Origin of the sequence: Psychromonas aquatilis, assembly GCF_038155185.1 — a bacterium.
In the GTDB taxonomy this organism is placed as follows: Bacteria; Pseudomonadota; Gammaproteobacteria; order Enterobacterales; family Psychromonadaceae; genus Psychromonas; species Psychromonas aquatilis.
Genome location: NZ_JBAKAZ010000012.1, coordinates 23,131 through 36,754, shown reverse-complemented (window position 1 = coordinate 36,754; position 13,624 = coordinate 23,131). Strand labels below are relative to the sequence as shown.

The 13,624-nt window shown below is 38.5% G+C and carries 9 protein-coding genes and 1 pseudogene; 3 read left to right on the top strand and 7 right to left on the bottom strand.

The genetic code is table 11. The features are described from left to right. Positions 1–40: 40 nt before the first annotated feature. Both V6256_RS04990 and V6256_RS04985 read left to right on the top strand, forming a co-directional pair. A complete protein-coding gene (locus tag V6256_RS04990; RefSeq protein ID WP_341596445.1) occupies positions 41–547 on the top strand; it encodes a helix-turn-helix domain-containing protein in 507 nt (168 codons plus the stop codon). Next, a pseudogene (locus V6256_RS04985) lies at positions 526–1,389 on the top strand (IS3 family transposase); the annotation flags it as partial. The gene V6256_RS04990 and the pseudogene V6256_RS04985, both read left to right, overlap by 22 nt. 63 nt (positions 1,390–1,452) lie before the next feature. Here V6256_RS04985 and bamC read toward each other — a convergent pair. Both bamC and dapA read right to left on the bottom strand, forming a co-directional pair. After that, positions 1,453–2,568 (bottom strand): outer membrane protein assembly factor BamC, encoded by a 1,116-nt coding sequence (bamC, locus tag V6256_RS04980; protein WP_341596974.1) that lies wholly within the window; start codon positions 2,566–2,568, stop codon positions 1,453–1,455. After that, the gene (gene dapA, locus V6256_RS04975) at positions 2,565–3,446 is read right to left on the bottom strand and encodes a 4-hydroxy-tetrahydrodipicolinate synthase (protein ID WP_341596973.1); all 882 of its coding nucleotides are present in this window, start codon (positions 3,444–3,446) and stop codon (positions 2,565–2,567) included. Before dapA ends, bamC begins: the two co-directional genes overlap by 4 nt. Before the next feature lie 210 nt (positions 3,447–3,656). On the opposite strand from dapA, the gene V6256_RS04970 reads away from it, so the two are divergent. Beyond that, positions 3,657–4,508, top strand: a complete 852-nt coding sequence (locus V6256_RS04970; protein WP_341596972.1) for a tetratricopeptide repeat protein — start codon at positions 3,657–3,659, stop codon at positions 4,506–4,508. 128 nt (positions 4,509–4,636) lie between these two features. On the opposite strand, the gene V6256_RS04965 is transcribed toward V6256_RS04970, so the two are convergent. From V6256_RS04965 to V6256_RS04945, 5 genes are all read right to left on the bottom strand, one after another. Beyond that, on the bottom strand, positions 4,637–5,152 hold the full coding sequence (locus tag V6256_RS04965; protein ID WP_341596971.1) for a VF530 family protein: 516 nt from the start codon (positions 5,150–5,152) through the stop codon (positions 4,637–4,639). Between the two features lie 111 nt (positions 5,153–5,263). Continuing rightward, positions 5,264–5,716, bottom strand: coding sequence for a GNAT family N-acetyltransferase (locus V6256_RS04960; protein WP_341596970.1), 453 nt, complete (start codon positions 5,714–5,716; stop codon positions 5,264–5,266). A gap of 33 nt (positions 5,717–5,749) precedes the next feature. Further along, positions 5,750–6,178 (bottom strand): VF530 family DNA-binding protein, encoded by a 429-nt coding sequence (locus V6256_RS04955; protein ID WP_341596969.1) that lies wholly within the window; start codon positions 6,176–6,178, stop codon positions 5,750–5,752. 13 nt (positions 6,179–6,191) lie between these two features. After that, positions 6,192–7,835 carry a PfaD family polyunsaturated fatty acid/polyketide biosynthesis protein gene (locus V6256_RS04950; RefSeq protein ID WP_341596968.1) on the bottom strand — a complete coding sequence of 548 codons (1,644 nt, stop codon included), beginning with the start codon at positions 7,833–7,835 and terminating at the stop codon, positions 6,192–6,194. A 26-nt stretch (positions 7,836–7,861) separates the two neighbouring features. Next, complete coding sequence (locus V6256_RS04945; RefSeq protein WP_341596967.1) at positions 7,862–13,618, bottom strand: hotdog fold thioesterase; 5,757 nt, start codon at positions 13,616–13,618, stop codon at positions 7,862–7,864. Positions 13,619–13,624: the final 6 nt, after the last annotated feature.

Below are 13,624 nucleotides of genomic sequence, written 5' to 3'. Positions count from 1 at the left end.
CCCCAATAGTTGGACAACCAATTACTGAGGGTCTTTTTTTATGTCCAAATATAGTCGTGAGTTAAAACTCATCATCGCAAAACAGTGCTTAGGTGGTAAGCCATCTAGGAAACTAGCAAGTGAATTTACAATATCCTCTCGACAGATTCGATATTGGACTTCGGTTTTCGCAATTCATGGGACAAACGCATTCTTACCTACTTCGCATGCTCGTAATGCAAAAACAAAACTTCAAGCATTAAAATTAATGTGGACAAATGACTGGTCTCTCACTCACACTAGTGCTGTATTAAATTTGTCTTCACCCGGCTCTCTTTCTTTATGGTTAAAAACATATAATGAGGCAGGGCTTAGAGGGCTTGAATGTTCCTCACTCGGCAGAACTCCTATGAAATCACAACCAAATACGCCTGCAAAGCCAAATAATGAAATGACACTTGAAGAACTAAAAGAAGAGCTTGCTTACTTACGAGCAGAGAATGCTGTTTTAAAAAAGTTGGAAGAGCTGGAACAGACAAAACGCCGCCAAATAAAGAAAAAGCGTTAGTTGTTTTAGCTCTCAGAGATAAGCATGCTTTGAAGCACCTTCTTAAAGCCACTCACTTGGCAAAGAGCGTGTTTTATTATCAAGTTAACGCAGGCAAAAAAATGGATGTTTATAGCCTTGAATTAGAGCTTATTAAGACAATTTACCATGAGCATAAAGGCCGTTATGGCTATCGTCGTATTCACCTAGCACTTAGAAGGCAAGGTATTATGCTAAACCATAAGACGGTACAAAGACTGATGGCGCAGTTAAACTTAAAATCGACAGTAAGACCCAAAAAATATAGCGCTTATAAGGGAGGAGTAGGGAAAACGGCACCTAATGTACTTAAGCGCGACTTTAAAGCCACAAGACCAGATGAAAAATGGGTAACTGATGTAACAGAATTCAAGGTTAAAGAGCAGAGAGTCTATTTGTCACCAGTTGTTGACCTATTTACCCAAGAAGTAATCGCTTATAAGATTGCTAAAAATGCGCGTTTACCATTAGTCACCGATATGTTGAAAGATGCTCTCGATAATTTGAGCGAGAATTCAAAACCGATCGTACATAGCGATCAAGGCTGGCAGTATCGCCACAAAGCATATCAAAAACAGCTTACTGATTATGGGCTTACACAAAGTATGTCGAGAAAAGGGAATTGTTTAGATAATGCAGTAGCTGAAAATTTTTTTGGATTATTAAAAACAGAAATGTATCATAGGCAAAACTTCAAAGATGCCGATGAACTGATAGAAAAGCTCGACGAATATATCGAGTATTACAATAAAAAAAGGATAAAGGTCAAATTAAAAGGCCTGACTCCGATAGAGTATCGAATCCAGGCCTTACAAGCCGCTTAACTAAAATGTCCAACTTTATGGGGTCAGTTCATAAATCAGGCTTTATTGAATAGTAAGTTGTTTTTACAGAGGTTTAGTTTGTTTATCATTCTCTAAAATAACAGTGCGTATTTTGTCAGTGATACTAAAGTATAGTTCTGTAACTACTTGGTCTTCCAAAGGCTTTTTATTGTCATCTAACCAAATAATAGACGTTTCACCGCCCGTCAATTCACCTAGCTGTACAAAATATTCACCGGCTTCTAAATCAATTGGATTTAGATTGTTTTGTGCCCAATATTCAGCATCTTGTGGTTCAAACTCAACCAAAAAGTAACCTAGATTTTTATCTTCTTCAACCAGCTCAAAGCTCATCAATGATAATAGTGAAGGTAATTTATTCCATACATCAAGGAATTCGTCATCAACGATCCAAGCTGTTTGGTGATTATCATCAAACCCAAGCTTAATTGGTAATGGCTGATTATTCGCAGCTTCCAGTGCTTCTGCTTGCTGTTTAGCATAAGCAAATGCCAATAAATCATTGGCAAAAGCAACTTCGATATTATGTTTAGGTCGCCCGCCTAACTTAGGTTCAATCAGATCACCATCATTATTAAGCTGATAACTTTGTACATCAATCAATAGTGCAAGCCCTTGCGCAGAATTATCTTTTAGCAGTTGTAAATTATAATCCCCTACTTCTTCTACTGTATTAGTACTCATTGAGCCATAACTACGCGTGTTTTTAATTTTACCTGTATTAATAGCAAGCGCAGCTTCATTTATCACTGGGTCAGCTTGTTTTTCGGCAAGATAAGCTTCAATTAAACCCCACACTTTCTCCTGAAGTTCATCGCTCTGCACATTAGGATCAAATATGATTTTAGTTTGATTCGGATCATTGTCTAAATAGATACCATCTAAAATAGGAATTAGCTGAGCAGGCGGACGAACGTCTACCTGTCTACCTAAGGAGCCATACTCCTCTTGCTTTTCCGTTAATTCATCAATTTTAAAAACAGTTCTATTTTCTTTAGAGGAAAACTCGCCACTATCATACTGATTGTGTAAGTTAACCTCTTGATAGTCATAGTTCCCTTCAGCCTGTGTGCGTTCTTCAAAGCGCGCACAACTTGAAACGGCAGAGGTCAAAACGACCAAACTAACAACTTGACTTAAAACTTTATTTTTTCTCATGAAAGTAATTTAGCTTCTTTTAAGGCATTACGAACGGTATCGTGATACTGCTCTGATAATGTTGTTAAAGGTAAGCGCAGAGTTGGTGTTGGAATTAAACCTAACTCAGCACAAGCCCATTTAACAGGAATAGGATTTGCTTCATGGTAAAGGTGTTTATGAATTGGATCAATAAGCTTATTAACTGCTAATGCTTTTTCCGTTTCACCTTTTAATGCATATTCACACATTTCAGCCATTTCTACAGGAGCAACATTGGTTGATACCGAAATAACACCATGGCCACCTTGTAAGATGAAATCACAACATGTTGAATCATCACCACTAAACAATAAGAAATCGTCAGGAACAACGTCTTTAATCTCAGCCAAACGCTGTAAATCGCCAGTTGCTTCTTTAATACCAATAATATTAGGAATTTTTGCCAAGCGAGCTACTGTCTCAGGCAACATATCTACAGCAGTACGACCAGGTACATTGTATAAAATTTGTGGTAACTCACAAGACTCTGCAATCGCTTTATAATGAAGATATAAACCTTCTTGTGTCGGCTTATTGTAATAAGGAGTTACATTTAAACCGGCAACAATACCACTGTTTAAAAATAGTTTACTAAGCGCGATTGCTTCAGAAGTTGAATTTGCGCCATTACCTGCAATGACTGGGATACGACCATCTGCATAAGCAATTGTACGTTCAACGACCTTAACATGGTCATCTACACTAAATGTTGCTGATTCACCTGATGTGCCAACTGCTACAATAGCTGACGTCTTTGATTTAATATGGAACTCTACGAGTTCTTTCAATGCAATATAATCAATTTCGCCGGTTTCATCCATTGGGGTTACGAGTGCTACAATACTACCTGTTAACATGTAAATGCTCCTTTTATTGAGCCCATCATGTTACTTTTGCAAGCCTCTAAAAACAAGAAGAAAAAGTGCTAGAATCTTACTCAAGCCTAATATTTTTTAGATTGTGGTCGATATCTTCATTTTTATACCTAAATCATTGCATTGCAAACTTGATGCGTTTTTATCTTCACGTATTATGAGCACAGTTTTTCATAATAAAAAGAGTATAAAATGCAATCAGATATCTTTGATGTGACCGTGCAAGATTTTCAAGAAGTTATTGCTCAAGGTTCAGCAACCAAACCTGTCTTGGTGGTTTTCTGGTCAAGCCAATGTACTATTTGCAAATCTTTACTGCCCTTATTGGAGCAGTTACAAAGAGAGCATGGCAATAACTTTACACTGGCTAGAATTAACTGTGAAGCCGAACATCAAATTGTCCAACACTTTGATATAAAGAGTGTGCCAACTGTTTATATGTTTGTTAATGGACAAGGTGTTGATGGTTTTGCTGGAGAGCAAACACATGCATTCATTAATGAGTTTATCGGTAAGCATTTGCCGGATCCGTCGCAAGCTTTATTAACTGATGCACAAACCCTATTTGCACAGGGCAATATTGCAGAAGCAAAAGCAACCCTTTTACAAGCTCAAAGCCTTAATTCCGATGATAATCAAATCAAGTTAGCATTAGCGCAAGTCTATTTGGCTGAGGGAGAATTTGAAAATGCTAAACCGATATTAGCAGCGATTCCAATGGCCGACCAAAACATGATCTACCATAGTTTAATTTCTGAATTAGAATTGGCAGAACAATCGTCACAAACGCCTGAAATTGCGGCTTTAGAAGAAGCATTGTTAACGGAAGCTGATATTCAACCTATCCAATACAAATTGGCAATACAGTATCATCAGGCTAAGCGTTATAAAGAAGCATTAAACTTATTATATAATCTATTAGCAAAAGACCTAGGATATGAAAATGGTGAAGCGAAGAAAACCATGTTAGATATTTTAGCAACCTTAGATGACGCTGCTTTAGTCTCTGAGTATCGTCGTAAGCTATACAGTTTATTGTATTAATTCGACTTATTTAATGACAATTTAAATAATAATTTAAATAACAGTGTTAATAACGATTTAAACAACATTGTCGCTTACTTAATGAGACAAATCAGTAAGCGACAATTAATTTAACGTTTAATTGTTATTTATACATTCCACGGATTACTTGGATCGTACTTAGGTTCGTTATCTTTATTATTGCGCTCAGGTTTCACTTTATTATCACGCATTGGGTGTTTGCCGCCCTGCTCTCTTCTTTGACGAATATGATTATTGTGGCGCTTTTCATTTTGTCTTTCTTGAAATGCAGAAGCTGCTTTAGCTTGAGATAACTCAATAGATTCAATGGTTAACTTCATTGGTGATAACGGCACAATGCCATGCTCAAAACCACGCTCTCTTGGGTTTAATTGAAATTCAGCATCATTTGGCTTTGGCATACGTTTAAAACGATATAAATAAAAGTTTTCTAGCTTGATGCGCGCCCATTCAGTCTTCTGTAAAAACTTTAAACTGCCTTTAATCGTCGGGTTAACATCGAAACACTTAAACCGAGTTGCAGCGAATAAGATTTTCCAACCGTAATGCTCTACTAATTCAGTTAATAGTGTTTCAGTTTTTAAACCATGAAGTGGGTTATTACGTTGTAATTCAGCAGACATTTCTCTTCCTAAAGCTTACATATTTTATGTTGTATTATATACACAGTTAGCAAAAATGCAGATAGCAGTTTCACAACCTTTGTTATTTTATTTATGAATTCTAACACGTAATTATAACGCAGCAGTCATTTTGATATGTTCAATACCATCTTCATCATAAGGAGCTGAGACCGGTTTAAAGCCAAGTGATTGATAAAACGATTGTAAATGCACCTGTGCAGAGATAGTAATAGCATCAACTTGCATTTCTTGTTTTATAAAATCCATCGCTTTTAGCATCAGCTTTCTTGCTAACCCTTGCTTCCTGGCGAGTTCTGATACCACAACCCGACCAATTGCAACCTCCGGATAGACAACACCCGCGGCTAATATTCGGCAATAGCCAACGACCAGATCATCTTCTTGGTCCACCAGCATCAGATGAACCGACTGTTGATCTAAATTATCTAAATCTGGATACAGGCAGGTTTGCTCTAATACAAAGACATCTTGTCGTAACTTTAATATTTGATACAAGCGCAATGCTGATAATTCAGAAAAGAATTTTATTTCCCACTTTTGCATAAACTAATTGATTCCTTTACTAAACCATTAACATTATTTCTTAACACCCCAAGGATCACTAGGATCATAAACAGGCTCTTTTTTCACTGCTGCCGATTTTTCATAAACTCTATATTTACAAGCAATATCGACACGATCATTTAATGCTGGCGTGATCACAGCGGGTTCACCTGGAAGCTGGTTTTCAGGAATATTATGATCGCGTGGTTGTTTTGCGAGAATCTTCGGGTCAGGATAAGGGTAAGCTTTATATTCATAGAGATAAAAAACTTCTACTTTTTCTCTAGCCCATTGATTATTTCTTAAAAATTTACAGGTCGATTTCATACCTGTATGGAAGTTAAAGCGATCGATTGATAATGCGTCACTTAAACCAGACCAAGAGTAATGCTCAGATAGCTCTGTGAGTAAAACTTCAAGTTTCAACCCAAAAAGAGGATTGTTTTGCTTTTTAGTAGCCATGAATACCTTAATGTTAATCTGTTAATAGTGTGTGTGTTGGTTGATAATTTAATAAACTGCTATCTACATTAACACCTTGGTACTTAAGTTGATTAATGCGTGCTAAATAAGCCGTGCCGGTTAATAAATGCAATGCGATATCCACTGCTTTTCGTTGTTGGAAGTCGGCAAGATAACTTTCTTTCACCCAACTGTTAAAAGCGCCTAAGCTTGGACCAGCCCAAATTTGATAGTCCATTTCACGGCCTTTTTCACCAATATTAGACCAACGTGATGATAAACCGAGATACCAACGGAAAATAAGTGCCATTTTACGTTTAGGGTCATTTTTAGCTCGTGCCAACATTTCAGGATCGCGTTGTTCGAAAAAATCCATTGTTATTTGCCAAACTTGGTCAAGGTTTTGACGAAATATTTGCTTTTCAACTTTTTCACGTTCAAGTTGAGGAATTGCTTCAATACTCGAATAATTACTATAAAGCTCATAAAGTTTGTTAGCACGCATTGCAAACATAGAGCCACGTTTAACTACCTGTAGCTTAACGCCCATTTCAAACATATCGGCAGCTGGTGCCATTGTTACATCTGCCATTTCAACATTAGCCAATAATTTTCTAGTATGTTCAGAAGCCCCTGCTTCTACACAGGCTTGATTAACAGAGCCTAACACAACATAAGCAGCACCCATATTAAAAGCAGCAAGCATAGACTCTGGGGTACCGATGCCACCGCCCGCACCAACACGTAGTGGTACCGCATAGTCATATTCAAGTTGAATTTGATCACGCTGTTTGATGATAGTCGGTAATAAAGTTAAAAATGGACGATTATCCGTGTGTCCACCTGAGTCAGCTTCAGCAGTGATATCGTCAGCCATGGGTACTTTTAACGCGAGTTCAGCTTGTTTAGCTGTAATTTTGCCTGCAGCTAAGAGTTTATCCAGTAACTTTTGTGGTGCCGGTGACATAAACTTCTCAGCCACTTCCGTACGTGATATTTTGGCAATAACTTTATTGCCAATATTAACGCTACCGTCGGTGTTTTCAGATAAACCAGCTACTCTGTAATATACGATATGCTCAGTTAACCCAAGAAATGCAGAAGCTTCGACCGTATTAACCCCTAACTTTAAAAAGCGTTCAACGGCGCCAGACTCTAACGCTTCTTCACTTGGTGCATGAATTAAATTAACGGCAAAAGGCCCATTAGGAAGCGCAGCTTGAATACGTTTGATGGATGCTTCTATCACATCAGGAATCAGTCCCGCTGCACCAAAAGAACACAGAAAACCGGCTTTTCCCAACGCAATAACAAGCTCTACGGAAGCTATACCATTGGCCATCGCGCCGCCATGATATGCGTATTTTACACCATGTGCTTGTTTAAACGCTTCACTACCTAATTCATCAGCTTTAATTGCCTGTGCAAATGCCACAACGTCAGTTGTCTGTGAAGCATTATTACTGCTGTTAACTTCATGGCTTGCGCCAAACTGACCGCCAGATTGAGCAAAATAAAGTGGCTTTTCGATATTTAATAAAGCGTTTTTTAATTCATTTGCGTCCGTTAATAATTGCTTTGTCTCAACGGTCCACGGCCATTGTACCTTAGGTGACTTGATATCAATTAAAGGTTGGCTATTTATTGCTTCATTCATTGTATTTCTCTTCACTAGTATTTAATCTACGACTCAATAAGGCTAAGAATGATGTCTTTCACCTGGTAAATACGTAATCCATCTTTTGATAAATTAGCATCGCCTATTAATCGCACTTCTGTGTCAGTTTTGATTATCTCTTTTAAATGAATATCTAAATTCATTTTTTTATTAAGTGGCGTAATTTGTCCACGATATTTCCATTCAACCTTAGTTGTCGAAGTAATAAATCTTGGATTTTTAAATTGTTTGCCTAAGTCATTATTTAAGGCGTAGCATTGTAACAACTCGATAATCGCTTCTACTCCCAATGAGCCTGGCATAACAGGATCTTGATGGAAGTGATAACGGAAGAACCAATCACTGGCATCAATGGTACGTTCACCATAAATATAAGCTAGTTTATAATCACCGCCGCCCTCAACAATACTAACATTATCAACAAAATTTAATTGTCCACCAGCCAACCTGTAATTAGGTTTATTGATCTGGCCGACAAACAATGGCGATTGTACATTGCTTAAATCCACTTGTTTAATCTGTTCTCTTGGTGTGTTATTGGTAACAAACCATGGCTGGGTTATTTGTCCGTTATCAATCCCTAACTGGTTAGTGAGTGAGTCTGCACTGAAATAACCAAATACAGCACCACCACGGTAAATCGTCTCGCCATCAACACTTAACTCAAAACTAAAGCTTTGAATAATTGCACCGCCGGCCATACTTGTTGATAACAGAACCGATTTATTAACAATGGTTTTACCACGTAAATCGATTTGTTTTAGTAATTCACCGTGACCATCAAGATTTCGGAAATATAGATCTTTTTCAGGGTATTTCAACGTGGTGCCCATATAAGCAGAAATAAAACCATTAGGTTGTAATGCAATTTCCATCAACAATGAATATGGCATCCAGTTATCATTACTATTTTTAGTAAAGTACCAAGCGTCTTCAGGGACAAAGTATTCTGCTGTACAACTCGATGGTGTTTTGAAGTCCATACGTTGGCCAACCACTTCTGTAACTCGCGTCACCACTTGTAAGTCACCACAAGGCGTTCTTGGTGGCGTTCTACCATGATAAACATCAAAGTCTGGACCAAAACACTTACTTATATCACCAGTAGCAAATTCAAAAAGATGCCAAGGTGTAAAAGGAACTGAGTCTGCAACCCTGTTTTGTCCACTCACTAAAGGGGCTTCAAAATGCTTTATTGGCACTACACCTTTGTTAGTAGGTGAGGTCATATCTGATTCAACACGCATTAATGGTCGCTCTGGATGCTTAAAGGGTTGTACACCACGCTCATCAAACTCATCACCACCACTAAGTGGCGACACTGTATTATTAGTAGTGTTCACTGATTTAGTTACTTTACTGACATTTTCAGGTAATTGAACAGGATACGGACTATGCTCATCTTGCTCTTTTATTTCCATGCACAAGTTTTTAAAATCAACAACAACCTTACCATCAAGGATAATATCAATGTTCGCTTTGATAAATGGACGAGGAAGCATACCAATATCAGTCACTTCCATACGATAAGTTAAGACATTGCTTTGCGGTCTCACTTGACCACGACAACGTACGGTTTGTGCTTCACCAGGCATTGGCTGAAAACGTGCATTATTCACTTCGCCATTCATGCCTAACCACAACATGAAAAACATCGCCATTTGCCCACAACCTTCAGACATCAATGAACCTGCCATCACTTGATCATCTTTAAAGTGACAAGGGAAATACCAATGCTCGGGTGATAGGTCTTTCTGCCCTTCTAAAACACCTAACCCCCAATGACCACCGTTTTTATCTATGCTTGTTATACGCTCGATCATCAAGAACTTCTGTGAAGAGAATTTCAATGAAGGGTTGCGCCCTTTCTGGTCATAATCATCACCAAAGCAACCTTTGATATCACCATTCACTAATTTCAACATATCTTGATAGTTATATTGGGTTTTATGATTAGTAATGAGAGGCGCAAAAGATGACTTTTTAGCGGCATCGAATTGTGCTTGATCTGTTGCAGTACTGATCACGCCTTTACCGTCGGCAAGCTCTTCATCAGTAAAGAAACCAGCACAACCATTGCGCATAATAAGTACTTTTTTATCACCGACATAACAATCGTAATGAAAAAAGAAAAGTAACTGTTCGCCATTTTTAGCATAGGAGTCGATATGGATTTCATAACGTAATGTTTCACCGCCAAAAGCCATCTCTTCTAAAAAGGTTAACTCACAATCTAACAAGCGGTAAACGCGTTCGCCACGATTTTGAAAATCAATACCAATATACGAGATCAACATTAAATCACATTGCCCAGATTCTACAGAAACAGACCAAGGGATTTGACCATCAATCAGAAACGGCGCATCTAATGGAATATCATACTCAGTTACCATCGATGATTTTTTATACTGATTAATATTTGCATCCAGAGCAGTCACTCGACTTACTAATAAATAGTCTGTTGTTGGCAAACGTACACGACGCTCGTAATTATCAATAATGCTGTATTCAGAACCAAATACGTTGCCGATCTTTCCTTCTGCAAACTCCACTAAATCAGCCGTATCAAAAACAACCTCAGACGGTTTATTATATTGCGCTTTTAATTGTAAAGGCGGGTATTGATAACCTGTTTGCCCTTGAATGGCAATTGAGCCCGGTATTTGCACATTCGATGTAGCTTTAGGAGTGCTTGTATCCAACGCTTTATCTGTAGACCCAGAAGCAACTTGAGCTTGTAATTTGATAAGGGTTGAAATTTGCTTCTCTGCCAAAAATCGAGCCCGTAAAAAGGCTTGATGGGTTTTGCTTTGTTGCGCAATATGTTGACTCACAGTGCTGTTAACTTTCACTTTAGAGGCTGAACTATCTGTCATGTTGGTGAACTCTGCGTTTATTTTATGATTGATATCAGTCGTAGAATTACTGCTCGACGCTTGTTGAGCAAGGTTTGGTGTATCAGTATCTAACGTTGCTTTGTCTGAGTAATGTGCAGCAAAAGCTTGCTGTATTTCTTTGATCACTGGGTTTTGCTTTTCTTGATAGATAGCGTCAAAGATAGACTTGCCACCTACTTGTATGGTTTTTATTAGACCCGGTTTTTGTGCTGCTATTTGTTTATCAGATATTTGTCTAATGGCATCTTTATCGGACAGAATAAGGTGCGCGACGCTGCCATCCATTCCTAAACCATTTAATGCAACATAGTTTACTGGTTGTGACTGTTTGGCTTTTTTATTAGTCAATAAACTAGCAATCAGACTCACCATGCCTGACGCATTAAAACAGTGTCCGACTGATTGTTTTGAAGAAATGATCTCAGCATTTTCATAAACACTAGCAAGCGCACTTTGTTCATTGTTTAACTGTGTGCGTGTCCCGGCAGCAAAAGCCTCCACTTGCTTAACTTGCGCTGCTGTAATCCCCACTTTAGCCAGTGCATTATTCGCTAACGTTATATTTTCTTGCGTTGTTTGATTGGCAGCAAACAAACAAGCTTCAATATTGCCGTAAACTTGTTCCTGACTAGCTTTATCATTTGCTTTAACGACGATAGCACCTGCGCCCTCGCCCACTAACCAATCTTGTTGCTGCGCTGTTCGAGAGGCGACAACGGCTTGTTCTGATACAGGCATAAATTGTTGTCTTAAACTGATATTTTCAAGACTACCTGCAAGATCTACACTAGCAATAATAACTGCTTCTACATTACTGGTTTGTAGTAAATTATCGGCAATATCAACACACTTATAAACTGAATTATCTTCGCTCGACACAGTAAATGCGGGCCCGCTAAAGTCCCATAATGCTGAAATTCGTGAGGCCATAATATTACCAATGAAACTGGTATATTGGTTAAGTTGCGCGGGATCATTAATACCTTGTTTGCTGACCTTAATTAATTCAGCTTGTTGCGCCTCACTCAACTCAATTCCTTGCTTATGCAAACTTTGTTGAATTTGAGTATGTAAATTAACACGACCACGGTATTGATGTAGATCTAGCTCTAGCCCCATCGCCACTAACACAGCCACATTTGAACCGACACTTAACTGCGCATCTTTAGCTGCATTATCAGCCACTTTCATCATCAATAATTGTTGTGCAATTAAGCTGTCTTGATCATTCGGTGGAATTTTAAAGCGCAGAAAATCAATATCAAACTCACTAACATAATTTCCTTTTGGCGCAGCGCTCAGCCCTACTGTTTGTAATGTCTCAGGTAATAAATCGATACCTTGCCAACGCTGTTTAGGTAGCGCTGAAAAAACTGACTGATTCTGTTCAAGGATATCTTGAAAATGCGATAATGTGTCTACTTGACCAAAGTGACAGTCCATTCCAACAACGGCTAATCGCTGTACTTTATTAAGCTTTTTACTATTAACCGCTTCAGGCGTATCTCCAGCTTGTAAAACCAAGTGCGCGTTACTGCCGCCGAAGCCAAAAACACTGACGCCAGCAGTTTTTTGATGTGTTACCGCTGGCCAAGTCGTTGTATTGGTTGGAATCTGCTGTGCAGAAAAATAAGCCTGTTTAGTGGAAATAGCATTATCAACATTAATTGTTGCTGGGATCAAACCATGATTTAGTGCATAAATCGCTTTTGTCATGCCCGGCATGCCTGCTGCAGTTAATAGGTGCCCAAGGTTTGATTTAGCCGAGCCCAGTAAAGGCTTATGATTATACTGGCTAAAAAATTGTTCCATGGAATGTAATTCAACTTTATCACCCTTCGGCGTGCCAGTTGCATGACATTCTATATAATCTACATGTAGAGGATCTACTTGCGCATTGTCATAGGCTTGTTGATAAGCCAGTACCTGCCCTTTACTATTTGGACTAAGTACAAACTCACCTTTACCGTCATTGGTTAATGCACCACCTTTAATAACCGCATGAATAGTATCGCCATCTCGAAGTGCATCACTGTGTCTTTTTAACACCATCATGCCAGCACCTTGTGCTGCAAATAAACCTTGTGAATCTTTATCAAAGGGAGCATGACGGTTGTTTTCAGGAAAAGCTTGGAAAATAGAGAAGCCCATATTCACAAACAATGAATCAGCCGCTGAAACTGCGCCCGCTAACATCATATCTGCTTTACCTGTTTGTAAATAATCACAGGCTAATTTTACGCTATAACAAGAAGAGGCACAGGCTGCATCTAACGCAAAATATTGACCTCCCAAGCCATTCACTTGTGCTAATAAAGCTGCTGGGTAACCGGCAACTAATGCATTTTCAGGCGCCACATTTTTATTTTCTGCAAAACCACTTAAGGTAAAGCTTGAGTGTACCGTTTGCTGCAGAGCATGCTCAACCACATGTTTATAGGTATGCATAAAAAGGTGGTTAGATGATTTAGTAGGAAATGAAAGATTACCTAAAATTAAACCACAATTATTTAATGCTTCACTCTGCCAATAACCTGCATCTTGCAAAGCACGCTTTGTTACATATAAAGACCAATGATGTAGATCATCAAGTTGCTTTAAATAGGTCGATGTAATGTTGCTTGGGTGTTGAGGTAAATATTCATCGGCATTAAACTCAAAGTCACGGATATAACCGCCATATAAACAATAAAACTTATCTGTTTCACCTTTATTACCTAAATAATCTGTAGGCGTTACCCCTAATTCAACTTCTGTAATGGGGGTTCGGTTATCTTGTTGCTTTAACAACTGTTGCCAAAACTCTTCAGGTGCACTTGACCCTGGGAATAAATTAGCGATACCGACGATGGCGATGTTTTCCATAAATAC

Coding starts and splice junctions, on each gene's coding strand:
- V6256_RS04990 (WP_341596445.1), top strand. CDS start 41: ATGTCCAAATATAGTCGTGAGTTAAAACTCATCATCGCAAAACAGTGC.
- bamC (WP_341596974.1), bottom strand. CDS start 2,568: ATGAGAAAAAATAAAGTTTTAAGTCAAGTTGTTAGTTTGGTCGTTTTG.
- dapA (WP_341596973.1), bottom strand. CDS start 3,446: ATGTTAACAGGTAGTATTGTAGCACTCGTAACCCCAATGGATGAAACC.
- V6256_RS04970 (WP_341596972.1), top strand. CDS start 3,657: ATGCAATCAGATATCTTTGATGTGACCGTGCAAGATTTTCAAGAAGTT.
- V6256_RS04965 (WP_341596971.1), bottom strand. CDS start 5,152: ATGTCTGCTGAATTACAACGTAATAACCCACTTCATGGTTTAAAAACT.
- V6256_RS04960 (WP_341596970.1), bottom strand. CDS start 5,716: ATGCAAAAGTGGGAAATAAAATTCTTTTCTGAATTATCAGCATTGCGC.
- V6256_RS04955 (WP_341596969.1), bottom strand. CDS start 6,178: ATGGCTACTAAAAAGCAAAACAATCCTCTTTTTGGGTTGAAACTTGAA.
- V6256_RS04950 (WP_341596968.1), bottom strand. CDS start 7,835: ATGAATGAAGCAATAAATAGCCAACCTTTAATTGATATCAAGTCACCT.
- V6256_RS04945 (WP_341596967.1), bottom strand. CDS start 13,618: ATGGAAAACATCGCCATCGTCGGTATCGCTAATTTATTCCCAGGGTCA.